Raw genomic sequence first — 26,489 nt, forward strand, 5'->3', positions numbered from 1 at the left:
GCCCCGTGTCTTTCGTGATCCCCCGCCGCACCTCGACCACCTTCTCGTTGCTGACCGTCTGCACCGGCAACATCTGCCGGTCCCCCCTGGCCGAGCTGTACCTCCGCCGCGGTCTCTCGTCGTGGGACGACGTCACCGTGTCGAGCGCCGGCACCATGGCCGTCGACGACGACGTCATGCCCGACCAGGCCCGGGCCCTCGCCCGGTCCTTCGACCTGGAGCCCGACGACCACCGGGCCCGGTTCCTGTTCGAGCGCGACGTCCGCGATGCCGACCTCGTCGTGGCGCTCGCCCGCGAACACCGCCGGGCCGTCGTCTCGATGCACCCCCGCGCCAGCCGGTACACGTTCACCCTGCGTGAGGCCGCCCGCCTCGCCCGCGACGTGACCGACGCCGAGCTGGTCGACGCCCTGCCCGCCGACGCCTCCACCGTGGCCGATCGACTGCGTGCGACCGTGGCCCTGCTGGCCTCGCGCCGCGGCACGGTCGAGGCACCGGACGACCCGCTGGACGACGACGTCGTCGACCCCTACCGCCGGTCGGACGAGACGTTCACCGAGTCGGGTCGCCAGCTGGTGCCCGCAGCCGACGTGCTCGTCGACCTTCTGACCCGCGCCGCCGCCCTCGACGGGGGTGACCGCTGATGCCCGACGCACGCCGCAAGAGGGGGTCGCGCGCACGCGCCCGCCGCCGCCTGGCCATCATCGGGATCGGGGCCTTCGTCCTCGTCGACCTCGGACTCGTCGCCCTGGCCCTGAACCGCGAACCGTCTGGTCTGGCTGCCGACGCCGAGCCCGCCGCCACGTCGACGCCTCGCCCGGTCGAGACCGAGAGCACGCCGTCGCCCACCCCGACCCCCACCACCGCCGCCGAGGCCGTGACGCCGACGCGCCTCCTGTCGGTCGTCGACGCGGGGACCGCGTGGCGTGCGCAGGCCGCGAGCTGCACCCCCGGCACCGTCGCGTCGCCGCCCGTCGTCGAGCAGACGACGTCGGGAGGCGCCACTTGGTCGGCCACGTCGGTCGCGACCGGTGGCTCCCTCGCCGGTCTGGACCGCCTGCAGGCGACCGACGCGTCGTCGGCCTTCGTCGTCGGCCCGGCCGGGGACGACTGTGCGCCGGCGTTCGCCCAGACCTTCAGCGGGGGTGCCGAGTACCGCGACTACCCCGAGCGACTGGCGGCGTCGTGGTACGTCGCCCGGACCGCGCCCGGCACCGTGCACTCCCCCTCGGGTGACCGTGCGGCCCCGTGCCCGACCGTCGTCGACCTCGCGGTCGTGAGCGACGCCGAGGCCGGGGTGCTGTGCAGCGACCGGACGTTCTTCCGCACCGGTGACGGCGCGACCACCTGGGACGCGGGCACCGTCGTCGACGGCGCCGTCGCCGTCACCGCCGCCTCGGGCTCGTACCTGGTCGCGTCGACCGGTGCCGCCGACTGTGACGGCACCGCCGTCGTGACGCCGCCGACCGCGTCGGGCGCGGCCGCGACGACCGTGGGCTGCGCGCCGGCGTCCTCCGAGACGCCCGGAGCGATCGCGCTCTCGGCCTCGGCGGCGGCGGTCTGGCTCTGGGCCGACGACGTCGTGTCGGTGTCGACGGACGGCGGGGTGACCTGGTGATCGACCGGTTCATGGCCTCGCCGGCGCGACGGACCGCCCTGCAGGTGGGGCTCGACGCCCTCTCGTGGATCACCGCGATCTTCTTCGCCGTGTCGCTGCGCTACGACTTCTGGTACGGCGACGTCACCTGGCGGGCGGTCTTCGGCGTCGCCGCCGTGACGGTCGTCGTCGGAGCGGCACTCGGCTACGCGACGGGGCTGTACCGTCGCCGGTTCGTGCCGGGCAGCTTCGCCGAGGTGCGCACCATCGTCGCGGTGGTCGTCGGGACGGGCCTGATCGTCGGCATCCCCGTCCTCGCGATCGGGACCGAGATCATGTTGGCGCGCAGCACCGTGTTCATCGCCATGCCGGTCGTCTTCGTCTTCATGGGTGCTCTGCGCTACGTGGCCCGGCTCTACGTCGAGACCAAGAACCGGCCCGGCGAGAGCGCCCAACCGACGCTCATCTTCGGAGCGGGTCGGCTCGCCAACCACCTCGTCCGCCGCATGCTGACCGACCCGGCCTCGCCGTACCTCCCCGTCGGCCTGATCGACGACGACCGCACGCGGTCGAGCCTGCGCATCGAGGGCGTGCGCGTCCTCGGGACGAGGCACGATCTCGTCGCCGCTGCCGAGCGCAGCGGCGCGAAGGCGATCATCGTCGGCATCGCGAAGGCCGACGCCCCCCTGCTACAGGACATCACCGACCGGGCCGCCGAGGCCGGTCTCCGCGTGATGGTCCTCCCGCTGCTCGACGAGATCCTCGAGGGCAAGTCGCGGCTCGGCGACGTGCGCGACATCGCCATCGAGGACATCATCGGCCGTCACCCGGTCGACACGCAGGTCGAGTCGATCGCGGGCTACCTGGCGGGCAAGCGCGTCCTCGTCACGGGAGCCGGCGGGTCGATCGGCAGCGAGTTGTGCCGCCAGATCGCCAAGTTCGGCCCCGCCGAGCTGATCATGCTCGACCGTGACGAGACCGGTCTGCAGCAGTCGCAGCTGTCGATCTCGGGCAACGGCCTGCTCGACACCAAGGAGGTCGTGCTGGCCGACATCAGGGACCCGGAGGCGCTGCGAGCGATCTTCGCGGACCGTCGACCCGAGGTGGTCTTCCATGCGGCGGCGCTGAAGCACCTGCCGATGCTCGAGCAGTACCCCGACGAGGCGTGGAAGACGAACGTGCTCGGCACCCAGAACGTGCTCGACGCGAGCAAGGCCGTCGGGGTGACGACGTTCGTCAACATCTCGACCGACAAGGCGGCGAACCCGACGAGCGTGCTGGGGCACTCGAAGCGCCTGGCCGAGCGGCTCACGGCCTGGACCGCCGACGAGACCGGTGCCCGCTACCTGTCGGTGCGGTTCGGCAACGTGCTGGGCAGCCGTGGGTCGATGCTGCCGGTGTTCACCTCGCTGATCGAGGCCGGTGGCCCGCTGACGATCACGCACCCCGACGTGACGCGGTTCTTCATGACCATCCCCGAGGCGTGCCACCTCGTGGTTCAGGCGGGTGGCATCGGTTCGCCCAGCGAGGTGCTCATCCTCGACATGGGCGAGCCCGTCCGCATCCTCGACATCGCCGAACGCATGATCGCCATGTCGGGCCGGGACATCGGCATCGTCTACACGGGCCTGCGCGAGGGCGAGAAGATGCACGAGGAGCTCGTCGGCCTCGGCGAGAGCGACAACCGGCCCGTGCACCCGAAGATCTCGCACACCACCGTGCCGGCGCTGCACCCGTCGCAGCTCGACGGCGTGCACGCCCACGTGGGCCCGTGGACGGCGGAGCTCGCGCGACCCGGCGCCTCGGAGTCACCCACGCACGTCGAGGACCCCGCGTGAGCGTCGGTTTCTGGACCGCAGCTGTACTCTGCCTACTCACCTCGGCGCTGCTCCCCTTCGCGGTGCGACCGCTCCTGTACCGCTTCGCCGTGGTCGACGTCCCGAGCGAACGCTCGTCCCACGTCCGCCCCACCCTTCGCGGGGGTGGGATCGCCCCCGGCATGGGGATCGTCCTCGGCACCCTCGTCCTGGCGGCCGCGGTCCCGGGCGTCAGCGGTCGACTGCTCGTCGTGATCGCGGTCGCCAGCGCAGCCTTCGCCATCCTGGGGTTCGCGGACGACGTGCGCAGCCTCGGTTCCCTCAGCCGTGCCGTCGTCCAGATGGTCATCGCCACCGTGGCCTGCGCCGCGATCGTGACGATCGCCGAGGGCCCGTGGTGGCTGTACGTCCTGGGCCCCGTCGCCGTCGCCGGCTACGTCAACGTCGCGAACTTCATGGACGGCATCAACACGGTGTCCGGCCTGCACGGAACCGTCGTGGGAGCCTCGTTCGTGGTGTCGGGGGCGTTGGCCGGACAGCCCTGGCTCACGGGACTCGGCACGTGCATCGCCCTGGCCTTCCTGGCGTTCGTCCCCTGGAACGTCGTGGGTCGACGAATGTTCCTCGGTGACGTCGGAAGTTACCTGCTGGGCGGGACGATCGCCGTGGCCGCCGTGGCCGCCATCGCCGTCGGTGTGCCTCTGGTCGCCGTCGTCGCACCGCTCGTGCCTTACCTCGTCGACACGTCCAGCACCCTCGCCCGCCGGGTGGCGCGACGCGAGCGCTGGTTCGAGGCACACAACACCCACGTGTACCAAGTGCTGGCGCGTCGCCACGGCCACGTGCCCGCGTCGTCGATCGTGACCGCGGCCACCGTGGCCTGTGCCGCGGCCGGTTCGCTCGCGTTCGTCGGTCCGGTCGGTGCCGTCGCAGCGGTCGTCCTCTTCGCGGTGATCGCGGCCGTCTACCTGTCACTTCCGAGCTGGACCCTGCGGCTCACCCACCGAGAGGCGCGTGTCGAGCATGTCTGATACCCGTGACGCGACGACCTGGGTCGTGATCGGAGCGAGTGGCTTCGTCGGGAGTCGGATCGTCGCCGACGCCCGCTCGCGCGGCATCACGATCGTCGAGCTCGCGGCGCCCCGGCTGGAGGCGGTGCCCGCGTCGGTCGCGGCGGCGCGAACAGCCGCGGCCGGTGCCGTCGACGTCGTGGACGAGCTCGCCGCCGCCTTCCGCGGGGCAGGGGTCGTCGTCAACGCGGCGGGTCTCGCGACCCCCGACGCCGAGATGTCGGCATCCCTCGTCGGCGCCAACGCTGTCCTTCCCCTCGTCGCACTCGCCGCCGCTCGTCGGAGCGGCGCGAAGAGGTTCGTGCACCTGAGTTCCGCCGCCGTCCAGGGCCCGGTGCCCGTCCTCGACGAGTCGACCCGGACGATGCCCTTCTCGCCGTATTCGCAGAGCAAGGCCTGGGGCGAGCAACTGCTCGTCGAGGCGCGCGCCGAGGGCGCCCCGGTCGACGTGACGGAGGTTGTCGTCGTCCGTGCCACCTCCGTGCAGGGGCCCGGTCGCCCCACGACGGACCGTCTCCGACGCCTCGCGTCGTCACCCCTCGCGTCGGTCGCGTCACCGGGCGACGCACCCACACCCGTGACCTGCGTCGCGGCCCTCGCCGAGTTCGTGACGGCGGTCGGGACCTTCGACGAAATCGTGCCCGCCGTCGTCCTGCAGCCCTGGGAGGGACTCACGGTCTCCTCCGTGCTCGAGGCGGCCGGCGGGCGGTCACCCCGACGCCTGCCACGCCTGCTGTGCCGCTTCGTCGTCGCTTCTGCCCGCGTCGTCTCGCGACTGATCGGTGGACGCCTCGCCGGGCCGATCCGACGGGTGGAGCTGATGTGGTTCGGTCAGGGCCAGACGAGCGGTTGGGCCGAGAGCGTGGGCATCCGTCCGACGCCCGCCGTCGCCGACCTGCTCCGCGGGGGTGACGCGTGAGGATCGGCATCTTGACCCAGTGGTACGACCCCGAACCGGGGCCAGCTGCGATCCCGGGTGTCCTGGCCCGCGAGTTCGCGGCGGCAGGGCACGAGGTCCGCGTGCTGACGGGGTTCCCGAACTACCCGACGGGACGTGTGTACCCCGGTCACCGCCAGACGTGGCGGAGGACGAGCACGGTCGACGGTGTCACGGTGACCCGCGTCCCGCTGTACGCGAGCCATGACTCGTCCTCCGTCGGACGAGCGCTGAACTACCTGAGCTTCGCCGTGTCGGCCACGGTCCTCGGGGCGAGGTCGCTGCGTGGCTGTGACATGGTCTGGGTCTACAACTCGCCGGCGACGGTGGCGTTGCCCCTGCTCGTCCACACCCGATGGGGGCGTCTGCCGTACTTCTTGCACGTGCAGGACCTGTGGCCCGACTCGCTCGTCCACAGCGGCATGTTCCCGGACGGTCGCGCCGGACGCCTCGCCCTGGCCGCCGTCTCGAAGACGGTGTCGCTGACGGAACGCCTGGCGCGACGGGTCGGCGTCATCTCGCCCAGCGTCGCGGATCTCATCCAGCGACGGAACCGTCACGTCAGGCCGGACGACGCCGTCTACGTGCCGAACCCGACCGACGAAGGCCTCTTCACGTTCGACGAGGTGCGCGAGCGTCGCGACGGGGAACCGTTCGTCCTGATGTACTCGGGTGCCATCGGGGACGTCCAGGGGCTCGAGAACGTCGTCGAGGCCGTCGGGGCATTGCCCTCGGACGTCGATCTGCGGCTCGTCCTGGTCGGTGACGGCATCGCCCTCGATCGCCTCAGAGCTCTCGCCTCACGAGTCGACGATGGAGGGCGCATCGAGTTCGTCGGCCGGGTGCCCAAGGAACGCGTGCCGGGTCTCATGAAGCAAGCCCACGCTCACCTGGTCTCCCTCGGGGCGTCGGAGTTCCTCGAGCACACGACGCCCAGCAAGATCCCGTCGTTGCTCGCGTCCGGCGCCGTGGTACTCGGCGTCATCGCCGGTGACGGTGCCCTCTTGATCACCGAGTCCGGTGCCGGCACCGTCGTCCCCCCGGGCGACGCTGGCGCTCTGCAGGACGCGCTCATCTCGCTGACCCACCTCACGACGGACGACCTCCGGGGTCGAGGCCGCTCGGGTCGCCATCACTACGACGCCCATTTCTCGGCCGATCGCGCAGCAGCCGCCATCATTGACGCAACGTCACCCACGAGTTCCGACCAGCACGCCACGAAGGACCGATCTTGACCACTGATGCCTCCGCCGATTACGTCGGCAAAAAGATTCTCATCACGGGCGGCACCGGTTCGTTCGGCCGTACCGTCACGCAGAAGCTGTTGAGCCGTGGTGTCGGCGAAGTGCGCGTCCTGAGCCGCGACGAGGCGAAGCAGGACCAGATGCGTCACGATCTGGGCGACGCCAGGGTCCGTTTCTACGTCGGCGACGTCCGCGACCACCTGAGCGTCGAGCGGGCCGTGAGAGACGTCGACTACGTGTTCCATGCCGCTGCCCTGAAGCAGGTCCCGTCGTGCGAGTTCTTCCCCATCGAGGCGGTCAAGACCAACGTGCTCGGCAGCGAGAACGTCGTCCGTGCCAGCGAAGCCGCCGGGGTCGAGTCCCTCGTCTGCCTCAGCACCGACAAAGCCGTCTATCCGGTCAACGCCATGGGCATGAGCAAGGCGATGATGGAGAAGGTCGCGCAGTCACACGGCCTGAACAACCCGAACGCCGTGACAACGGTGTCGTGCGTCCGCTACGGCAATGTCATGTACTCGCGCGGCTCGGTGATCCCCCTGTTCATCTCGCAGCTCAAGGCGGGGAAGGACCTCACGGTGACCGATCCGTCGATGACGCGCTTCATGATGTCGCTGCCGTCGTCCGTCGACCTCGTCGAGCACGCCTTCCGCAATGCCCATCAGGGCGACCTCTTCATCCGCAAGGCGGCGGCTTGCACCATGGGCGACCTCGCCCAGGCGGTCATCAACATCTTCCAGAGCGAGCGACGCGTCTCCGTGATCGGCACCCGTCACGCCGAGAAGGTCTCGGAGGCGCTGGCCAACCGCGAGGAACTCTCGCGCGCCGAGGACATGGGCGACTACTTCCGCATCTCGGCGGACAAGCGCGACCTGAACTACGGCGCGTTCTTCGAGGAGGGCGACCCCGAGCAGGTCGAGTACTCCGACTACGACTCCCACACGGTCGACCGCATGACGGTGACAGATGTCGAGGCGATGCTCCTGGCCCTGCCCGAGGTACGTTCGGAGCTGGCCCTCGCGGGCATCCACCACCCCGAGGTCACCGCGTGAAGATCGCGATGACGGGGGCCGGTGGCTTCCTGGGGTGGCACACCCGCGCCCTCCTCCACTCGCTGGGTGAACCCGTCGTCCATCCGTTCGCCGTCGGCGATCGATTCGATGCTCAGCAGGCGGCGGAGGCCGTCTCGGGCAGTGATCGACTCGTCCTCATCGCGGGCGTCAACCGTGGCACGGATGACGAGGTCCACGCGGGAAACGTCCTGTTCGCCGAGCAGGCCGCCCGGGTCATCCGCGCCGCCGAGGTGGCGCCGGCCTGCATCGTCTTCGCCAACTCCACCCAAGTCGGCAACGGCTCAACCTATGGCGTCGCGAAGGAGGCGGCGGCACGCATCATCCGTGACGCTGCCGCGGACGTCGGGGCACGTTTCGTCGACGTGCACCTCCCGAACCTGTTCGGCGAGCACGGACGCCCTTTCTACAACGCCGTGACAGCGACGTTCTGCCACCTGCTGAGCCGCGGCGAGACCCCATCGGTCGACGTCGACCGCGAGCTGAGCCTGCTGCACGCGCAGCACGCCGCCGAGGCGCTCGTCGGCCTCGACGGGGCCGAGGACGTCCTCGCCCGCGCGACGTCGACGACGGTGTCGGAGTTGTTGGCGACCTTGTCGCGATTCGCCTCGGCGTATTCGAAGGGCGATGTGCCCGTGTTGGCGTCCGACTTCGAGCGCGACTTGTTCAACACCTACAGGTCGTTCGCATTCGAGGCGTCACACGTCATCCCGCTGACCCAGAACACCGACGCCCGAGGCAGCTTCACCGAGGTGATCCGGTCACACGGCGGGTCTGGACAGACGTCGTTCTCGACGACGGCGCCCGGCGTGACTCGAGGTCAGCACTACCACCGGCGAAAGATGGAGCGCTTCACCGTGGTGGCCGGAACGGCCGACATCCGGCTGCGGCGCCTGTTCTCGGACGAGGTGGTCACCGTCACCGTCGACGGTACGGCACCGTGTTCGGTCGACATGCCCACCTTCTGGGCCCACTCGATCACCAACACCGGTGACGACACCCTCTTCACGATGTTCTGGTCGAACGAGATCTTCGATCCGGCCGCCCCCGACACCATTCCGGAGACAGTATGAACACCCCTGCCCCTCGACTGAAGGTCCTGACCGTCGTCGGCACGCGACCCGAGATCATCCGTCTTTCGGCCGTCATCAAGCGTCTCGACCAGCACGTCGACCACGTCCTCGTTCACACCGGTCAGAACTACGACTACGAACTGAACGAGGTGTTCTTCGAAGACCTCGGCCTACCCCGGCCCGACCACTTCCTCGAGGCCGACACGAGCAGCCTCGGAGCCGTCCTCGGCTCGATCCTGGTCAAGACCGAGCAGGTTCTTCTCGCAGAGAAGCCCGACGCGATGCTGATCCTCGGGGACACGAACAGCAGCATCTCGGCCGTGATCGCCAAGCGGATGAAAGTCCCCGTCTTCCACATGGAGGCCGGCAACCGGTCGTTCGACGAGAACGTCCCGGAAGAGACCAACCGGCGGCTCGTGGACCACGTGGCCGACTACAACCTCGTCTACACCGAGCATGCCCGCCGCAACCTCCTCGCCGAGGGCCTGCACCCTTCGCGCATCCGCCTCACCGGCTCGCCGATGAAGGAGGTGTTGGCCCAGAACGCCGACGGCGTCGCCGGCAGCACGGTGCTCGCCGACGAGCATCTGGAGGCAGACGGTTACTTCTTGGTCAGCCTGCACCGTGAGGAGAACGTCGACCATGCCGGTCGTCTGGCCTCCATCTTGCGAGGACTCAACGACGTCGGTGTCCGGTACGACCTCCCCGTCCTCGTGTCGACCCACCCGCGGACGAGGAAACGGCTCGAGGAGTTGGGTGAATCCTTCGAGCGGCTGGTGTTCCACAAGCCGTTCGGATTCCACGATTATCTGGCCCTGCAGGCGTCGGCCCGGCTCGTTCTGTCGGACAGCGGCACGATCGCCGAGGAATCTTCCCTCATGGGGTTCAGAGCGGTGACCCTGCGTGACGCCATCGAGCGTCCGGAGGCCGAGGACACGGGCAGCATCATCCTGACCGGCACCACGTCCTCGGGCATCCAGAGGGCCGTCGACTACGTGCTGCAGGGTTCGTCCACCGGAGCGGTGCCCACCGATTATCAGATCGACGACACCTCTCACCGCGTTCTGGGGAACATCTTGTCGTCCCTTCCCTCTCACCACGCACGGACGGGAATCCGGACTTCGACCCGCGAGGCAGAAAGCAACTGATGACGGAACGCGAACGAAAACCACGCGTGGCTGTCATCTGCCAGGTCATGGCTCATTATCGAGAGGCGGTTCACAAACAACTCGACGAGAGCAGCGAGTTGGACTTCGTGTTCGCTTCAGACCCTGACGGATCTCACTACGCCCTCAAGACGATGTCTCCGGATGGACTCCGGGAACACCTCGTGCTCAAGAACCGCTATTGGGGCCGAGCTACATGGCAGTCCGGCGTCACCCGCATGGCTTTGTCGAAGAGGTACGACTCGTACATCTTCACGGGCGACGTATCGGTCCTGAGCACGTGGGTGGGTGCAATCGTCGCCCGCTTGCGCGGGAAGCCTGTCCTGTTCTGGACAATCGGGTGGCATCGCCCGGAGGGGGGCATCAAATCGCTCGTTCGACTGGCGTTCTATCGGCTAGCCACCCGTCTGATGGTCTACGGCAACACCGCGAAGCAGCTCGGGGCTGCTGCCGGCTACCCGGAGGACCGCATCACCGTGATCTACAACAGCGTCGGGCAGGTACCCATCCGTTCTGACGAGCAGGGCGCAGTTCCGACTCATCGCGTGGTCAACGTCGGCGCCATTGCGAGACTGAAGAGTGCCAAGCGCTTCGACCTCTTGCTTCACGCGGCCTCCGAGCTGACCCGAAGAGGGACTCCCGTACGCGTCACTCTAGGAGGTGAGGGGCCTGAGCACCGCCCTCTCTACGATCTGGCCGCAGACCTCGGAGTCGACCTCACGCTCACCGGCCCGGTCTACGGTGCAGAGGACACGAAGGTCTTCTACGACTCACTCGACGTGACCGTCATCCCCACCTACGCCGGTCTCAGCATCATCCAGAGCCTCGGCCATGGCGTTCCCGTCGTGACGGACGATGACGTCTATGGCCAGGGGCCCGAGTGGGAAGCGGTCACGAATGAGACCGGGGGCATCTTTGAACACGGCGACATCACATCATTGGTGAACGCACTGGCACGTGTCATGAGTCGAGTCACGGCAGATCGATCAGGTGTTGCCGCTGCATGCCTGGCCGAAGTCGAGGAGCGATGGACGGCCCGATCACAAGCGGGCCGGATACTCGAGGCGATCCGAGACGAGTGGGACGTGAAGTCTCCCAGCGCCAAATGAAGACCTCAGGGCTACTGACGAATCGATTTGCGAGACAGTTCACAGCCGTCCTCAGCGGGTATGTCGGAAGCGCAATCATCCGTGCTGTCGCACTCGTTCTCCTCGCGCGGCTTGCTCTGCCGGACGATTTCGGATTCTTCTCGTCAGTGGCGGCTGCCATCGTGATCGCTCAGGCCATGACCGATCTGGGCCTGGCAAAGCTGATCTTGCGGGAACACAGCGCGAGGGTGGATCACGCCCTCGTGTCGGCGGCGTTGCGGACGAATTCATGCCTCTCGGCACTGCTGGCTCTGCTCCTGATCATCATGTTGCTGGGAGCCGGCTTGACCGCCGATTCGCGCTTCCTCTATCTGTTGCCCTTGGCCGTCGCTGCCGCTGCGGAGAAGAACGCGGATACGTTCTTGAGCATCGCCCTTGCCAACCAGCAGGCGTCCGTGAACACGACGAACATCATCGTGCGTCGCACCCTGTCTCTCCTCGTGTTCGTCTCCGCCACGTCACTCGGGCTTGATCCACTTTTCGCCTTTTCGGCTGGAGAGATGCTGGCTGCTTTGGTTTCTGCCGTCCTGGCTCGTCGTTACGCGTCCTCCAGGGTGCAGCCGGCGACCTCAGTTCCCTTCCGACTCGTGTTCCGAGCAGGGTTGCCGTTCTGGCTCAATTCGATGGCCGTCCAAGCCCGAAACTTCGACGTCCTGATGACCTCTGCGGTCTCGGGTACCACCCAAGCGGGGTTCTACGCGTCAGCGACCCGCCTGACGGGCCCTCTTCAGCTCGTTGCGAGTGCGGCGGCGACAGTCCTTCTCCCGTTCGCAACGAGAAGCACGGCCCGGCTCAGGATGGTGCACGCTTCGCTCGTCTTCCTGGCCGTCACGAGCATTGCTTATGTCTCGCTGGCGCTGCTCGTACCGTACGTCGTGCCGCTCGTTCTCGGAGACGCCTACGTTCCATCGATCCTCGTCATCCAGATCGTGCTGATCGGCTTGCCTTTCGCGTCCCTGACCGCGCTGTTGACCTCGGCTCTCCAGGGCTGGGGCCTGGCGAGGATGGCTGCGGTCGTCGCGATCGGCTTCACCATCGTCTGTCTGGCAGGGGTCTTCTCCGGGGCGTCACTGAACGGCGCCATCGGCGCATCGATCGGCTTGACCATCGCCTACGTGTTACAAGCCATCGCAATAGTGCTGCTTGCACTCCGACACACATCCACCGCCCCCACCACGGAAAGTGACCGATGATGATCGAACGCGTTCGTGTGAGCGTGTGCATGGCTACGTTCAACGGTGCCCTGTACCTGACGGAGCAGATCGAGTCCATTCTGAGACAGTTACAGGCCGGGGACGAACTCGTCGTCGTGGACGATGCCTCGACGGACGAGAGCGCTCAGATCGTCGCCTCGTTCGGCGACGCTCGCATTCGCCTCATGGTCAACGAGCACAATGCCGGCCACGTTCGCACCTTCGAACGAGCTCTCGCAGCTGCATCCGGGGACGTCCTCATGTTGAGTGATCAAGACGACGTCTGGGCCGAGGGCCGTGTCGCCTACCTGCTCCATGAACTCGAGGGGGTGGGCATGGTCGCCTCGAACTTCGACCATGTGTCTCTCGCCAGTGGAGAACCTTCCGAGCGCCGACTGAAAGCCTCGTCATCCACCGTGGGCGATCTCGTGGGCCTGGCCCTCGGCAGACGACCCTATTACGGCTGCACGATGGTCTTCACAAGGGAATTCATCACCCTCGCGCTCCCATTCCCGCCGGCGACCCAGGCGCATGACCATTGGCTCGCCATCTTGGGAATCGTGAGTCGCAGCCTGAGGCACGCACCCGAAGTGACCGTCCATCGCCGGCTACACGACGGCAACCTGTCGCCCCGCTCGCGTCGAGCCTTGGGCCCGGTGGTGCACACACGGGTACGAATGGCGTCCCATGTGTTCGACGCTGCGGTGCGCCTTGTGGTCGTCGCTTCCTCGAGGCTCCGACGGGAACGGACTTGACATGACCTTTGTTCTCGCATTCCTCGCCGTTTTCGGGATAGCCACCGCTTTCCTCCTCCCGAAGAGGGCCGTCGCGTTCGCACTCGGCGTCATCTTGCCGATCGACTTCATCTCCGGCGTCAACCCGACGTACCTCGATGCTTCGCGCTACGGGCTCCTCGTCATTCTGTTCGTTCGAACGCGCCGTGACACTTCGCGGGACGGAAACCCGTTCGTCTTGATGTGCTTCGCCGGTCTCGTCTTCATCGGCCTGGCCTCCGTCGCAAAAGGACTAGATGGCAGTCCGGAACAACTAGTTCGTGGAATCATCGGGATACTCTCCGCGCTGGCAGGAGTTCTGCTGTCTCAGAGGCGGGGGCTCCACAAGGACCTCCTGCGCGGTTTCATCCTCGGAATGGCCGCCAGCGCAGCCGACATCGCCCTCCAAGTCGCCGGCCTGCCCTTCTTCGGAATGCCCAGCGCATTCGGTTTCAGGTACTCGGGCTTCAGCTTCAACAGCACGACCCTGGCCCCGTTGCTCGCCATCGCCGCAGTCCTGACCTTGTCCTCGTGGTTGTGGCCGCGACCGCAAGGCGGGGCACGCTTGATCGTGCTGATTTTCCGACTTGTCGTACTGGCAGTTCTCCTCGGTGGCCTCTACGAGAGCCAAGGTCGTGGTGGGGTCCTCTCACTCGCCGTGGCGGTCGGAGCCATGCTCCTGCACAAGAGCCGCCGGAGCCGCATTCGCATCGCGCTCCTCGCGGGGCTCGGTCTCGCTGTCATGGTCCGCTTCAGGTCGCAGCTCGAGACGCTGATCCTGAGGTCCGACTCCTCGGATGTCACGACAGGCCGTGGTGACCTCAACGCGAAGGCGTGGCAGGCGTTCGTCGCAGACCCGGTCTTCGGGGCAACGCCCAACGATCTCGAGTCCCTCAACCCGCACACTCCGTTCTTGACGTTCGCGATCGAGGCAGGCTTCGTCGGGCTGATCGTGGCTGTCCTCCTCACCGTCGCCTTGTCCATCGTTCTGTTCAGGCGCCCGATACCGGGTGGGGGGCATGTGTTCGTCGTTCGTTGCATGGCGATCATCGTGCTCATGACTTCGCTGCTCGAGCCGGACGGCCTCTACGTCGGCTTGTCGAAGGTCTTGTTGCTCTCCATCGTGCTGGGCCAAGGTCTCCTGACACCGCGGGAAGCGCCGACCCCTTCGGACTTCGATGCGTCCCGGCCAGCGAGCCCCTTCGCGACCACCATCGACAAACCCCTCGCAGGGCCTCCCTCCCGTCGTATCTGAGGGCGTGAGGTTCGATCATCGACGGTGATCACCGTCGAGTCACCGGCGAAGCCAAGAGCCTGCTGGCGAGGGCGGCCCGTCAGGACCGGAGTGAATACCGCTTCAGGCGGAGAGCGGGCTTCTCCGCGAACCACCAAGACAGCAACGCCACTGCGACCGTTGCAGCGAGCACCATCGCAACGAGGGCCTCGCCGCTGAGGAGGCGGGCGAAGCCGGTCAGGAGAACCACGTTGATGAACACCTGGTGCCAGAGGTAAGAACTGAAACTCAAGTCGCCGACCCTGGAAGTGAAGCGCCGTAGAACGCGTGGCCCCTTGAGCCCGAGCCAAGTAGCGGAGTAAGCAAGCGGAATCGCCGCGGCAGCATTGACGAGTAGATCTGCCTGCGACGAGATACCCAACCCGTTGATCGTGATGGCGAAGTAGAGCACCACAGCGATCAGAGCGACATCACCGCGCCAAGGAATGCTTCGCCACGTGTGGCCGATGATCATGCCGAGGGCGAAGTAGAAGAGGTACGGGGCAAAGGACAGCCCGAACAGGAGCCAGAGGCGAGACGCCGCCCCGTTGCCACCCACAGCGGCGTAGAGGAGGAGGCTGCCTATGCCAACCACCAGAACGATGGCGATCATCGAACGCCAATTCGTCTTGGCCCGCATCTTGACCAGCAGGGGCACGACGACGTAGAAGGACACCTCGACCGGAATCGTCCACAGGCTGCTGTTGACGATTCCGCCGCCGAAAGCGCCGACAAAGTCCGGGTTGTAGACCGGGACGAAGAAAAGGTAACTACCGACGAGCGCCAGAACCTCCCGTGGGCTGGCTGCGGCCAAGAATCCCGCGGCGGCGAGGATGAGAAGTGTTCCCGCGAGACAGATGTAGAGAGCGGGAGCGATCCGAAGGAAGCGGTTGAAGTAGAACTCGCGCCAGCGGCGGCCGGTGTCGGATGCTTTCTCCGCAGAGGCGTAGATGAGCATGCCACTCAGGATGAAGAAGAGGGGCACTCCGCCCGAGAACCACCAATTGTTCTCCCGAGTGACCCACAGGAATTGGACATCGACGTAGAAGACGACGTGATGCACCACGACGGTCAGCGCTGCGAGCAGCCGGAGGAAATCGAAGTTGTTGTCTCGGGGCAAGCCCTGTGAAAATTTCGCGGCCGACGTGTCGGCAGCCACCGGCACCCTAGGCCACGTCTCGGAGACGGATGCCGGAACAGACCATCAGAGTCTTTCCACTTCTGGCCCCGTGACCACGTTTCTCGCATCGAAGACGGGGACTCCCGACGTCGACAATACGTTCAGTTCGATGTCAGCATGGTTGGTCAAGACGATGACCAAGTCCGCTTCGTCGACCGCGGCCTCGACTGAGGGGACCCGGACGACGCCCGACGGCCATCGGTGGTCTTCGACGTGGGAGTCGAGGCCGCTCACGACGGCACCGAGACCGAGGAGTAGCTCGATGATTCGGATAGACGGCGCTTCTCTGATGTCACCAGTATTCGGTTTGTACGCGAGTCCAACGAGACTGATCCGGGCTCCTCGAACCGACTTCGATCGATCGTTCAGCATGGTCATCACCCGCTGCACCACATAATTCGGCATGTGGTCGTTCACGTCGTTCGCAAGCTCGACGAAGCGGAAGTTCATACCGAGTTGCTTGCGTACCTGCCACGACAGGTAGCTCGGATCGACGGGTAGACAATGACCCCCCACGCCCGGGCCCGGTGTGAACTTCATGAATCCGAATGGCTTCGACGACGCTGCTTCGATGCTCTCCCAGACGTTGACTCCGAGTTGATCGGCGAAGATGGCCAACTCGTTCACGAGGGCTATGTTGACGTGTCGAAAGGTGTTCTCCAGCAACTTCGTGAGCTCGGCCTCCTTCGTACCGGACACTGGCACGGTGGTGTCTACGAGTTCGTCGTAAAAGCCCTGAACGCTCCTCAGCGAAACTGGATTCATGCCCGAGACGACCTTCGGCGTCTCCTTGAATCCCCAGACTTTGTTGCCGGGGTCGATACGCTCGGGGCTGTATCCAACGTAGAAATCCACGCCTGCTCGAAGGCCTGAGCCGCTTTCGAGAATGGGCGACAGGAGTTCTTCTGTGGTGCCCGGGTAGGTCGTCGACTCGAGAATGACCGTGACCCCAGGCCTGACGAATGGCGCCAGTGATGCGGCTGACTTCTCGATGAAACTGAGATCGGGCAGGGAATCCCGCAACGGGGTGGGTACGGTGATGACCGCAAAATCGAAGCCGTCGACGTCTTCGTATTGGGTGGTCGCCAGATAGCGACCACTGTCAAGCGCGCTCGTCAGCGTGGCATCGCTGATGTCATCGACGTACGATGTGCCGGCTTGAAGCAGTTCGATTCGATTGACGTCGAGGTCGATGCCTACGACGACGTGGCCTGCCTCGACCGCCCTCATGGCGACCGGCAGTCCCACGTACCCCTGACCTACGATGACCGTCTTCATTTTCGTGACTCTCTTTTGATCGTGACGCGACGACGCGAACACGTGCGATGCGGCGTGATTGCCAGATGAGTGCTGCTACTGACTGATGGGCAGGGTGTTCAACGAGTCGTTGGCCAGGGCGGCCTTGACGGCGTCGAGGCCGGGTTGGTCGACGTTCACGATGGACTGGCCTCCGACCGAGCCGGTGCCGGCCGTCGGGACGGTGAAGAAGTGCATCTTGGACGCGTCGATCGACCGCAGGCTGACACCGAGCGAAGCGATCGTTCCGATGTCGAATTGCTTGTCGACGGTGAGGTAGGGCGACATCGCCGTGACGAAAGCCGAGACCTTGCCCGGGTCGGTCAGCGTCGACCGGCTCAGGACTGTGTTCGCCAGACCCTTGACGAACGCCTGTTGGTTCTTGACGCGGGTGAAGTCCGCGTCGGCAAAAGCATGACGTTCCCGGACGAAGCGGAGAGCCCGGTCGCCTTCGAGCTTGTTCAGACCGGCTACGTACGAGTACTCACCGGCTGAGAACGCCTGCGGCGAGAACACGTCGACCCCGCCCAGCGCCGTCGTCATGCCCTTGAAGCCTTCGAAGTCGATGATGGCCACGTGGTCGATGCGGACGCCGAGCAGCTGCTCGACGGTCTGCACGGTCAGGGGTGAGCCGCCGTAGGCGAAGGCCGCATTGATCTTGTTCGAGCCGTGGCCGGGGATCGGCACGTAGAGGTCGCGCATGATCGACATCACGTAGACGTTCTCGCGGTCGGCGTCGACGTGCACGAGCATCATCGAGTCGGTCCGCTGGTCCGACGACGACGGGTCGTCGATGGTCGTCGCGTCGGCCCGGGAGTCCGAGCCCATCAGCAGGATGTTCATCGCCCCGTCGGGTGCCGGCGCCGGACGCGTCGACTCCTCGGGGAAGGCCTGCTCGATCTTCGTCGCGTTGTCGTTGAACGAGTTCGCCAGTCGCGACGCGTAGACGCCGCCCACGACCCCGACGATCACGATGACCCCCACCAGCACCGACGCCAGCGTGATCAGAGCGATGACCGGCTTCGAACGACGACGCCTGCGCTTCTTCTGCGGCGTCGGCTCGCCACCGTCGCCCTCGTCCGGCGTCAGCGTGAAGATGTCGCTCATGCGGCTCGCTCCCCTAGCACTCGGTCACGGATCTCGGCCACAGCGCACCTGACTATAACAAGGAGCCGACGATTCCTCGCCGGACCTCCCCGCCCCGGACGACGGCTTCCCTCACCCGACCAACTCGTTCGCGGTACGCAACACCCGTTGCGTGACGAACTCCTTCCCCACGCCCACCACCTCGGACGCCACCGTGAACACGGCCGCCTCGCCCGGCAGCAGCGTCACGAGCATCTCGTCCACCGTCGCGGCTGGGTCGACCTTGTCGACGAGCAGGGCCAGGTCGCGCACGAGCGAACCGGCCGTCACCTCGACCCGGTAGCCCGAACCCTCGACCAGCGCGGTCACCGACGTCGACAGCGACGCCGCGGCGAGCGCCGAGTCCCGCGGCTCGACCGGGAACCACAGTCCACGTGAGACCCCGTCCACCGACGCCACGAGCAACTCCGACTCCGGAGCGCCGAACGCCGCCACGGCCGGGGGCACCGGCACGGTCACCGTGTCGCGAGCCGCCACCGTGAGCGACACCTGCTCCGAGGCGAGGACGCGGCCGTCGTACGCGACGCGACGCACCGTGAGCGGGCCGGCCAGCGCCTCCTCGGTGTCGTTGACCACGACCACCGCGAGGCCGCCGTCCCGGGGCTGGATCGTCACGAGCCGGTCGGCGAACGCGTGCCGCATCGCGTAGAGCAGCGGCTTGCGCTGCCCGTCACCGTCGACGGCGGCCCACGACGTCACCGGCCAGCAGTCGTTGATCTGCCACACCACGGCTCCCCTGCACCGCGGGGCGTGCGAGCGGAAGTGCTCGAGCGCCACCTGCACCGCGTTCGCCTGGTTCAGCTGCATCGCCCAGTGCCACGCCTCGATCTCGTCGGGCAGCCGGTAGTGCGCCAGCAGGCCGTCGGTCAGCTTGTCGTTGCCCTGCATGGCCTTCTGGTGCACGATCATGCCGGGCGACTCGGGCGTCAGCGGCTCGTCGTGGATCGCCCGGGTCATCGCCGACCAGGTGGGCGGCCCCTGCCAGCCGAACTCGGCCACGAAGCGCGGCACGACGTCGCGGTACGTCGGGTAGTCCTTGCGGTTCCATTGCTCCCACAGGTGGACCGACCCGTGGTCGGGGTCGCTCTGCGCCACGTCGAGGCTGCCCGACCAGGGGCTGCCCGCCGCGTACGGACGCCCCGGGTCGAGCTCGCCCACCAGCGTCGGCAGCAGGTCGAGGTAGTAGCCCAGCCCCCAGGTCGCCCCGTCGAGCCGGCGCTCCCAGCCCCACTCGTCGTGGCCCCAGATGTTCTCGTTGTTGCCCGTCCACAGCACCAGGCTCGGGTGGGTCATGAGCCGCGTCACGTTGTCGCGCACCTCGGCCTCGACCTCGCCGCGCAGCGGGTCCTCCTCCGCGTAGGCGGCACAGGCGAAGAGGAAGTCCTGCCAGGTGAGCATGCCGCGCTCGTCACACAGCTCGTAGAAGTCGTCGGACTCGAAGATGCCGCCACCCCACACGCGCAGCAGGTTCACGTTGCCGAACTCGGCCTGCTCGATGCGGTCCCGGTACCGGTCGCGTCCGATGCGGTGCGGGAACGCGTCGTCGGGAATCCAGTTCGCCCCCTTGATCCACAGCGGCTCGCCGTTCATCACCACCGTGAAGCTCGTGCCGACCTCGTCGGGCTCGACCCGCACCTCGACGGTGCGGAACCCGATCCGCGACGACCACTCGTCGAGCACGTCGCCCGCCCGCTCCCCGTCACCCGAGGAGGCGCGGGTCCCGTCGACCCCGTCGCCGTCACCCCCCGAGGAGGCGCGGCCCGCGTCCCCGTCCCCTCCCCCGGTCACCGAGACCGTCACGTCGTACAGCGGCTGCCCGCCGTGCCCCCGCGGCCACCAGAGCTCGGGGTCGTCGACGACCACCTGGACGACGACGGAGTCCGCGCCCGGCTCGACCCGCGCCTCCTGCGTGACGTCGCCGACGGTCGCCCGGACGGTCACCGACTCGGCCGCCGCCCCGGCCGACGCCCCCGCCCGCTCGAGGTCGACGTGCACGTCGACGACGCCGCGCGACCCGTCGACCGTCACGACCGGTCGGACCGACGCCAGCCGCACCGACGACCACGACTCGAGCGTCACCGGCTTCCAGATGCCCGAGGTCGCCGTGTCGAGTCCCCAGTCCCAGCCGAAGCTGCACGCCATCTTGCGGATCGCGTTGTAGGGGTGGTGGTTCACGTGCGGCCGGTAGCCGAGCGCCAGGCTCTGCGCGTCGGCGTAGGCCACGGGCGACCCGAAGCGCACCTCGAGGTCGTTCGACCCCTCGCGGAGCCGTCCGTCGACCCCGACCCGGTAGGTGCGGTGCTGGTTGCGCGTCTCGGCGACGACCTCGCCGTTGAGCAGCACGGTGGCCACGGTGTCGAGGCCCGCGAAGACCAGCTCGTGACGGTCCTGCCCGTCGGGCCGCCAGTCGAACGTCGTCGCGTACGACCAGTCGGCCTGCCCGATCCAGGCGAGCAGGTGCTCGTTCGCGTCGAGGTACGGGTCGACGATCAGGCCGGCGGCCAGCAGGTCGGTGTGCACCGTGCCCGGGACGGTCGCGGGCACGTCGACGGCCGCGATCTCGGGAGGCACGGGGCCCGCGGTGCTGCGCAGGCTCCAGCCGGTGTGCAGGGGGCGGACGGCGCGCTGCGTCGCGCGGGTCGTGGTGCCGGTGGTGGTCTCGGTGGTGCTCATGTCGCTCCCAGCGATCGAGGGTGTGGCGTGGGGTCGGGCCCGCCCACCATGAACCCCGTTTCGAACGAAACACCCGGAAGCAACGGGGTGCAACGTTCGAAACCGGGTTCATGGCCGGGCGGATGGGGCGCGGTTCAGGCGCAGGAGGGGCGGTGCCGGTCAGGCGCGGGCGGCGCGCCGCTCGGCGATGCGCTTCTCGGGGTCGGGCGCGGCCTCGGCGAGCTGCTGCGTGTAGGGGTGCTGCGGGTTCAGGATGACCTCGTCGGGGGTCCCGCGCTCGACCACCTGCCCCTTGTACATCACGAGGATCTCGTCCGAGAAGTGGCGGGCCGTCGCCAGGTCGTGCGTGATGTAGAGCACGCCGAGGTCCTCCTGCCGCTGCAGGTCGGCCAGCAGGTTGAGCACCCCGAGCCGGATCGACACGTCGAGCATCGAGACCGGCTCGTCCGCGATGAGGATGCGCGGCTCGGGCGCCAGTGCCCGGGCGATCGCCACGCGCTGCCGCTGCCCACCCGACAGCTCGTGCGGTCGACGCGCGGCGACGTCGGCGGCCGGGCCGAGCTGCACCCGCCCGAGCAGGTCGCGCACCTTCTCGTCGACCGTCGAGCGGGTCGCCTTGCCGTGCAGCAGCAGCGGCCGCGCCAGGTGGTGCCCGATCGAGTGGAACGGGTTGAGCGAGGCGAACGGGTCCTGGAAGACCATCTGCACGTCGCTCCGGTAGCGCCGGAGGGCCTCGCCGTGCCGGGGCGCGACCGCACCGTCGAGCACGATCGAGCCGCTCGTCGGCCGTTCGAGCTGCAGCAGCATCTTGGCGATGGTCGACTTGCCGCTGCCGCTCTCGCCGACCAGGGCCACCGTCTTGCCGGCCTCCAGCGTGAAGCTGACGTCGTCCACCGCGCGCAGGCGACCCTTCTCACCCCGGCCCCCGCGCACCCGGTAGTCCTTGACGACGTTCCGGAACTCGAGCGTGCTCACGCCGCGCCTCCTGTGCTCGTGGCGACGGACGTCGCCCGTTCGTGCCCCGAGGAGGCGCGGGTCGCGCCGTCCCCGGCCGTCTCGTCGACCCCGCTGCGGATGAACGCCCCGCGGTCGCCCGTGAGGCTCGGGAACGACCCGAGCAGCTTCTTCGTGTACTCGTGCTGCGGGTTCGTGTAGAGCTCGGTGGACTCCCCGATCTCGACGATCTCGCCCGCGCGCATCACGGCGATGCGGTCGCTGATCTCGAGCAGCAACGGCAGGTCGTGCGTGATGAAGATGACCGCGAAGCCCAACTCGTCGCGCAACCGCCCGATCTCGCGCAGGATCTCGCGCTGCACCACGACGTCGAGGGCGGTGGTCGGCTCGTCCATGATCATCATCTGCGGGCCGAGGGCGAGCGCCATCGCGATCATCACGCGCTGGCGCATGCCGCCCGAGAGCTCGTGCGGATACGACCGGAGCCGGTTGCGGTCGACCCCGACGGTCTCGAGCAGCTTGCCCGCCCGCTCGACGCGGTCGGCCTTCTTCCAGTACGGCCGGTGCGTCTTGAAGACGTCCTCGAGCTGCGCCTGGATCGTCGTCACCGGGTTGAGCGCGTTCATCGCCCCCTGGAACACCATCGACAGCTTGTCCCAGCGGAACGCCCGCAACGCCTTGTCGTCGAGCTCGGGCAGCAGGATGTCGGCGCCCTCGGCGTCGTGGAAGACCACCCGACCGCCCGTGATCACGGCCGGCGACCCGAGCAGCCGGTTGATGCCGTAGGCGAGCGTCGTCTTGCCGCAACCCGACTCGCCCGCCAGCCCGAGGATCTCGCCCCGGGCCAGCTCGAAGCTGACGTTCTTGACGGCGTGCACGGGGTGCTCGACGGCGTAGTCGACGCTGAAGTCCTCGACGGTCAGGACGGTGCTCATGCGGTGGCCCCCTCGGTGGTGCCGGCGGCGGCCTCGGCCCGCGCCAGTCGCTTGCGGTCGGCCCGGCTGACGCCGGCCCGGGTCTGGTCGCGCAGCTTCGGGTTGATGATCTCGTCGATGGCGAAGTTCATCAGCGACAGCGCGCACCCCAGCAGCGCGATCATCAGCCCCGGCGGCACGAACCACCACCAGGCGCCGAGTCGCAGCGCGAGCCCGTTCTGCGCGAAGTAGAGCATCGAGCCCCAGGTGAACTGGCCCGAGACGCCGAGCCCCAGGAACGACAGTCCCGCCTCGGCGAGGATCGCGAAGATCACCGCGAACAAGAACTGGCTGGCCAACACCGGCAGCACGTTGGGCAGGATCTCGACGGCGACGATGCGCCAGGTCTTCTCGCCCGACACCCGCGACGCGGCGACGTAGTCGCGCGACCGCAGGCTCAGCGTGATGGCGCGCAGCACGCGGGCGCTGGCCGCCCAGCTCGTGATGACGATCACGAAGGCGATCACCACGAGGCCCTTCTGCGGCACGTAGCTCGACACGATGATGGCGAGCGGCAGGCCGGGGATCACCAGCACGACGTTCGAGAACAGCGAGAACGCCTCGTCGACGAACCCGCCGACGTAGGTGCCGATCACGCCGAAGACGACGGCCAACGCCATCGCGACGACGCCGACCAGCACGCCGATCAGCAGCGAGCCGCGGGTCGCGTACGCCAGCTGGGCGAAGACGTCCTGCCCGGTCTGCGTGGTGCCGAGCAGGTGCTCGCCGCTCGGGGCGCTCAGGCCGACGTCGCTGATGGCCTGCGGGTTCTGGACGACGAACGGAAAGACCAGGCCGAACAGGGCGATGGCGGCGATCATGCCCGCCCCCACCCAGAGCTTGGGCGTCACGTGCGGGAAGACCCGCTTGAGGCCCTTCCGGCCGGTGCCCGCGCCGCTGTCGCCGGTGGGCGAGTTCGGGTCGGCGAGCTGGCCGAGATCGATCGTGGACATGCTCGTCGTCCTAACGCTTGGCGCGCGTGCGCGGGTCGATGAAGCCGTACATCAGGTCGACGATGAAGTTCGTCCCCAGCACGGCGAGGGTGATGACCAGGAAGATGCCCTGCATCAGCGCGTAGTCGTTGTTCTGCGTCGCCGTGAAGAGCGCGTTGCCGATGCCCGGGTACGAGAACACCTGCTCGGTCACGATCGAGCCCGACACGACGAACCCGAGCGAGATCGCGAAGCCCGCGAACTGCGGCAGCACCGCGTTGCGGGCCGCGTAGCTCTGGCGGATGCGCATCGGCGACAGGCCCTTGGCCTCGGCGGTGACGATGTAGTCCTCGCTGAGGGTCGACACCATCATGTTGCGCATGCCGAGCAGCCAGCCGCCGACCGACGAGATGATGATCGTCAACGCCGGCAGCGTGCCGTAGAGCACCGCGCTCTGGACGAACGTCCAGTTGAGCCCCGGCGTCGCCTCGTACACGTTGTAGCCGCCCGACAGCGGGAACACCCGCAGGACGCTGCCGAACACGTACAACAGGATGAGCGCGAGCCAGAAGTACGGCACCGCCTGGAACATCGTCGTCACCGGAATGAAGTTGTCCAGCACCGAGCCACGCTTCCAGCCGGCGAGGGTCCCGAGCCCCACCCCGAAGACGAACGACAGGATCGTCGCGATGCCGATCAGGGCGATCGTCCACGGGATGGCCTGGCCGATGATGGTCGACACCCCGGCCGGGAAGTACGACACCGAGATGCCGAGGTCCCCCCGGGCCAGGTTGCCGAGGTACTGCACGTACTGCGAGAACAGGGGTTCGTCCGAGTCGGAACCGAGAAGGAGGCGCAGGCTGGTCACGGTCGCCTCGCTGACCGGTCCCTTCTGCTGCATCTTGGCCAGCAGGATGTCCACCGGGTCACCGGGCAGCAACCGCGGGATGAAGAAGTTCAGCGTCAGGGCCGCGAACAACGCGACCGCGTAGAAGCCGACCTTCTGCGCGACGTACCTCATCCGCGCCTCCTGACCTTCTCGGTCCCGACCACGATCACTTGAGCTTCAGGTTCAGGACGGTCTGGGCGTTGTCCCAGGTCTTCCACGTCGCCGGGAAGTTCTCGGTGTCGTCGTCGCCCGTGGGCCAGCCGGTCACCTTCGCGCTGTTGAACTCGGTGAGCGTGGACTGCAGCAGCACGGGGATGTACGGCATGTCCGCCACGATCTCCTTCTGGATCGTGAAGTACTGCTCGGTCTTCGCCGCGACGTCGTCGGTCTGCTCGGCCGCGACGATCGCGGCGTCGACGGTCGGGTTCGAGTAGCGGGCGAAGTTGTTGATCGCCTGCTCGCCCACCGGCGAGGTCGTCGTCGAGTCGAAGTTGCCGTTGTAGAGGTAGTACGGGTCGGTCGAGGGGCCCTGGCCGAGCGAGTCCATCGTCAGCTGGAACTGCCCGTTGTTGCGGGCGGCGACCCACTCGTTGTACGACTTGGCGCTCTGCGTGATCTCGATGCCGACCGCGCGCAGCTGCTCGGCCATGGCGTCGATCGCCGCGATGTAGTCCGAGTAGCCGGTGACGACCTGGATCTCGAGCTGCAGCTTCTGGCCGTCCTTGGCGTAGATGCCGTCCGAGCCCTTCGCGTAGCCGGCCGACTGCAGGAGCGCGTCGGCGCCCTCGGTGTCGGCCGTCATCGGCGTCTCCTTCTCGACGTCGGGGCTGATGTAGTCGTCGTCACGACCGAGGGTCATGAAGGTCGGCGAGATCTGCTTGTTCGTGCCCGAGAAGGCCAGGTCGTTCAGCTGGTCGCGGTTCATCGCCTTGTAGATCGCCTGGCGCACGGCCGGGTCGGTCTGCGGGCCCGTGCAGCCGAGGTCGGCGTTCGAGCAGGTCATCAACGTGATCTGCTGCAGCGCGGTGGCGACGTAGCTGACGTCGGGGTTGCTGCCGAGCACCTTGTCGGCCTCGGGGATGAAGATGCTCGACCAGTCGAGGTCGCCGCCGACGATCGCGTCCGTGGCCGAGGTGTTGTTCGCCAGGGCGATGTACCGGATGCTCTTGACCTCGGGCTTGCCCGACTGCCAGTAGTTCGGGTTCGCCTTGTAGACGTAGCTCTGCGGGGTGAAGGTGTCGAGCATGTACGGCCCGGTGCCGATCGGCTTCTCGACCGGGTCGGTCGCGATGTCGGACAGCTTCGAGAAGACGTGCTCGGGCACGATCGCGGCCTGGCCGAGGATGTCCGGGCCCTTGACGAACGAGGTGTCGGCGAAGGTGAAGACCACCGTGTCGTCGTCCGTGGCCTCGACGGTGCCCTCGAAGCCGACGCGGTTCAGCTCGGGCTTGTCGAGCATCGTCTGGAACGTGTACGCGACGTCGTCCGCCGTGAAGTCCTCGCCGTCGCTCCACTGCACGCCGGTGCGCAGGTCGACGGTCAGCTCGGTGCCGTCGTCGTTCCACTCGTAGTCCTCACCCAGCATCGGCTTGGGGTCGGCGCCGGTGAGCACGTTGTAGTAGAAGAGCTGCTCGTAGAGCAGGCCCTGCGAGGTGCTGTCGGCCGTGGCCGAGAACGGGTTGAAGTTGGCCGTGAGGTCGCCCGCCGGGCCCGTGTTGGCGGTGATGCCGCCTTCGTCGCCGCCGCTCGAGGCGGTGCAGCCGGTGAGCGCGAGGCCCGCGGCGGTCGCGAGTGCGATCGCACCGAACCCGACCCGTCGGCGGTTGGTCATGGAGAGAGGCATCGTCGACCCTTCGTCGTGCCAGGCGCCGTCGCCTGGTCCCGGGGTCTTTCTTAGACGACTTACGTAAGCGAGTCAAGAAAGTTGTGAGGACGTGTCGGGATCGTGACCCGCGCCTCCTGCGGTGCCGAGGCGAACCACACCGGCCCGACCCGCGCTCGCCCGGCCCGCACCACACCGCGTTTCGTGCACGGCACCCCGACTAGAGGCGGTGTGCTGCACGGAACGCGGCGCGGAGACGTGCGGG

General features: G+C 67.5%; 22 protein-coding genes. 13 read left to right on the forward strand and 9 right to left on the reverse strand.

Going from position 1 to position 26,489, the window contains the following annotated elements; all coding sequences use genetic code 11:
- Positions 1–5 precede the first annotated feature (5 nt).
- Genes ACIOSR_RS02870 through ACIOSR_RS02930 form a run of 13 tightly spaced genes read left to right on the forward strand, consistent with a single transcriptional unit; the run spans position 6 to position 14,340 of the window.
- Positions 6–644, forward strand: coding sequence for a low molecular weight phosphatase family protein (locus tag ACIOSR_RS02870; RefSeq protein WP_277959991.1), 639 nt, complete (start codon positions 6–8; stop codon positions 642–644).
- Positions 644–1,618 carry a hypothetical protein gene (locus ACIOSR_RS02875; RefSeq protein ID WP_402751783.1) on the forward strand — a complete coding sequence of 325 codons (975 nt, stop codon included), beginning with the start codon at positions 644–646 and terminating at the stop codon, positions 1,616–1,618. The genes ACIOSR_RS02870 and ACIOSR_RS02875 overlap by 1 nt, the downstream gene beginning before the upstream one ends.
- A complete protein-coding gene (locus ACIOSR_RS02880) occupies positions 1,615–3,435 on the forward strand; it encodes a polysaccharide biosynthesis protein (RefSeq protein ID WP_402751784.1) in 1,821 nt (606 codons plus the stop codon). Before ACIOSR_RS02875 ends, ACIOSR_RS02880 begins: the two co-directional genes overlap by 4 nt.
- Positions 3,432–4,445 carry a glycosyltransferase family 4 protein gene (locus ACIOSR_RS02885; protein ID WP_402751785.1) on the forward strand — a complete coding sequence of 338 codons (1,014 nt, stop codon included), beginning with the start codon at positions 3,432–3,434 and terminating at the stop codon, positions 4,443–4,445. The genes ACIOSR_RS02880 and ACIOSR_RS02885 overlap by 4 nt, the downstream gene beginning before the upstream one ends.
- Entirely contained in the window at positions 4,438–5,403 is a 966-nt protein-coding gene (locus ACIOSR_RS02890; RefSeq protein ID WP_402751786.1) for an NAD-dependent epimerase/dehydratase family protein, read from the forward strand. The genes ACIOSR_RS02885 and ACIOSR_RS02890 overlap by 8 nt, the downstream gene beginning before the upstream one ends.
- Before the next feature lie 11 nt (positions 5,404–5,414).
- Positions 5,415–6,656 carry a glycosyltransferase family 4 protein gene (locus tag ACIOSR_RS02895; RefSeq protein WP_402751787.1) on the forward strand — a complete coding sequence of 414 codons (1,242 nt, stop codon included), beginning with the start codon at positions 5,415–5,417 and terminating at the stop codon, positions 6,654–6,656.
- Positions 6,653–7,714: an SDR family NAD(P)-dependent oxidoreductase gene (locus ACIOSR_RS02900; protein ID WP_402751788.1), complete on the forward strand. Its 1,062-nt coding sequence runs from the start codon at positions 6,653–6,655 to the stop codon at positions 7,712–7,714. The genes ACIOSR_RS02895 and ACIOSR_RS02900 overlap by 4 nt, the downstream gene beginning before the upstream one ends.
- Entirely contained in the window at positions 7,711–8,805 is a 1,095-nt protein-coding gene (locus ACIOSR_RS02905) for an NAD-dependent epimerase/dehydratase family protein (protein WP_402751789.1), read from the forward strand. The genes ACIOSR_RS02900 and ACIOSR_RS02905 overlap by 4 nt, the downstream gene beginning before the upstream one ends.
- Positions 8,802–9,953 (forward strand): non-hydrolyzing UDP-N-acetylglucosamine 2-epimerase, encoded by a 1,152-nt coding sequence (gene wecB, locus ACIOSR_RS02910; RefSeq protein WP_402751790.1) that lies wholly within the window; start codon positions 8,802–8,804, stop codon positions 9,951–9,953. Before ACIOSR_RS02905 ends, wecB begins: the two co-directional genes overlap by 4 nt.
- Complete coding sequence (locus ACIOSR_RS02915) at positions 9,953–11,080, forward strand: glycosyltransferase (protein ID WP_402751791.1); 1,128 nt, start codon at positions 9,953–9,955, stop codon at positions 11,078–11,080. Before wecB ends, ACIOSR_RS02915 begins: the two co-directional genes overlap by 1 nt.
- Positions 11,077–12,312: a lipopolysaccharide biosynthesis protein gene (locus tag ACIOSR_RS02920; RefSeq protein ID WP_402751792.1), complete on the forward strand. Its 1,236-nt coding sequence runs from the start codon at positions 11,077–11,079 to the stop codon at positions 12,310–12,312. The genes ACIOSR_RS02915 and ACIOSR_RS02920 overlap by 4 nt, the downstream gene beginning before the upstream one ends.
- Before the next feature lie 29 nt (positions 12,313–12,341).
- Complete coding sequence (locus tag ACIOSR_RS02925) at positions 12,342–13,067, forward strand: glycosyltransferase (RefSeq protein ID WP_402751793.1); 726 nt, start codon at positions 12,342–12,344, stop codon at positions 13,065–13,067.
- Position 13,068: 1 nt separating this feature from the next.
- Positions 13,069–14,340 carry an O-antigen ligase family protein gene (locus tag ACIOSR_RS02930; RefSeq protein ID WP_402751794.1) on the forward strand — a complete coding sequence of 424 codons (1,272 nt, stop codon included), beginning with the start codon at positions 13,069–13,071 and terminating at the stop codon, positions 14,338–14,340.
- A gap of 79 nt (positions 14,341–14,419) precedes the next feature.
- On the opposite strand, the gene ACIOSR_RS02935 is transcribed toward ACIOSR_RS02930, so the two are convergent.
- The 9 genes from ACIOSR_RS02935 to ACIOSR_RS02975 all read right to left on the reverse strand — a co-directional run bounded on the left by ACIOSR_RS02935 (position 14,420) and on the right by ACIOSR_RS02975 (position 26,233).
- Positions 14,420–15,517 carry an acyltransferase family protein gene (locus ACIOSR_RS02935; RefSeq protein ID WP_402751795.1) on the reverse strand — a complete coding sequence of 366 codons (1,098 nt, stop codon included), beginning with the start codon at positions 15,515–15,517 and terminating at the stop codon, positions 14,420–14,422.
- Positions 15,518–15,562: 45 nt separating this feature from the next.
- A complete protein-coding gene (locus ACIOSR_RS02940) occupies positions 15,563–16,816 on the reverse strand; it encodes a nucleotide sugar dehydrogenase (protein WP_402751796.1) in 1,254 nt (417 codons plus the stop codon).
- Positions 16,817–16,891: 75 nt separating this feature from the next.
- A complete protein-coding gene (locus tag ACIOSR_RS02945) occupies positions 16,892–17,941 on the reverse strand; it encodes an LCP family protein (protein ID WP_402751797.1) in 1,050 nt (349 codons plus the stop codon).
- 111 nt (positions 17,942–18,052) lie between these two features.
- A complete protein-coding gene (locus ACIOSR_RS02950) occupies positions 18,053–20,653 on the reverse strand; it encodes a glycosyl hydrolase 2 galactose-binding domain-containing protein (protein ID WP_402751798.1) in 2,601 nt (866 codons plus the stop codon).
- Between the two features lie 159 nt (positions 20,654–20,812).
- Positions 20,813–21,628: an ABC transporter ATP-binding protein gene (locus ACIOSR_RS02955; RefSeq protein WP_056046094.1), complete on the reverse strand. Its 816-nt coding sequence runs from the start codon at positions 21,626–21,628 to the stop codon at positions 20,813–20,815.
- Positions 21,625–22,542 (reverse strand): ABC transporter ATP-binding protein, encoded by a 918-nt coding sequence (locus tag ACIOSR_RS02960; RefSeq protein ID WP_402751799.1) that lies wholly within the window; start codon positions 22,540–22,542, stop codon positions 21,625–21,627. Before ACIOSR_RS02960 ends, ACIOSR_RS02955 begins: the two co-directional genes overlap by 4 nt.
- Positions 22,539–23,534 (reverse strand): ABC transporter permease, encoded by a 996-nt coding sequence (locus tag ACIOSR_RS02965; RefSeq protein WP_402751800.1) that lies wholly within the window; start codon positions 23,532–23,534, stop codon positions 22,539–22,541. The genes ACIOSR_RS02960 and ACIOSR_RS02965 overlap by 4 nt, the downstream gene beginning before the upstream one ends.
- 10 nt (positions 23,535–23,544) lie before the next feature.
- A complete protein-coding gene (locus ACIOSR_RS02970) occupies positions 23,545–24,534 on the reverse strand; it encodes an ABC transporter permease (RefSeq protein WP_123570318.1) in 990 nt (329 codons plus the stop codon).
- 34 nt (positions 24,535–24,568) lie between these two features.
- Complete coding sequence (locus ACIOSR_RS02975; RefSeq protein WP_402751801.1) at positions 24,569–26,233, reverse strand: ABC transporter substrate-binding protein; 1,665 nt, start codon at positions 26,231–26,233, stop codon at positions 24,569–24,571.
- Positions 26,234–26,489 lie beyond the last annotated feature (256 nt).

It is taken from the genome of Frigoribacterium sp. NPDC087798 (assembly GCF_044742985.1).
Lineage (GTDB): Bacteria > Actinomycetota > Actinomycetes > Actinomycetales > Microbacteriaceae > Frigoribacterium.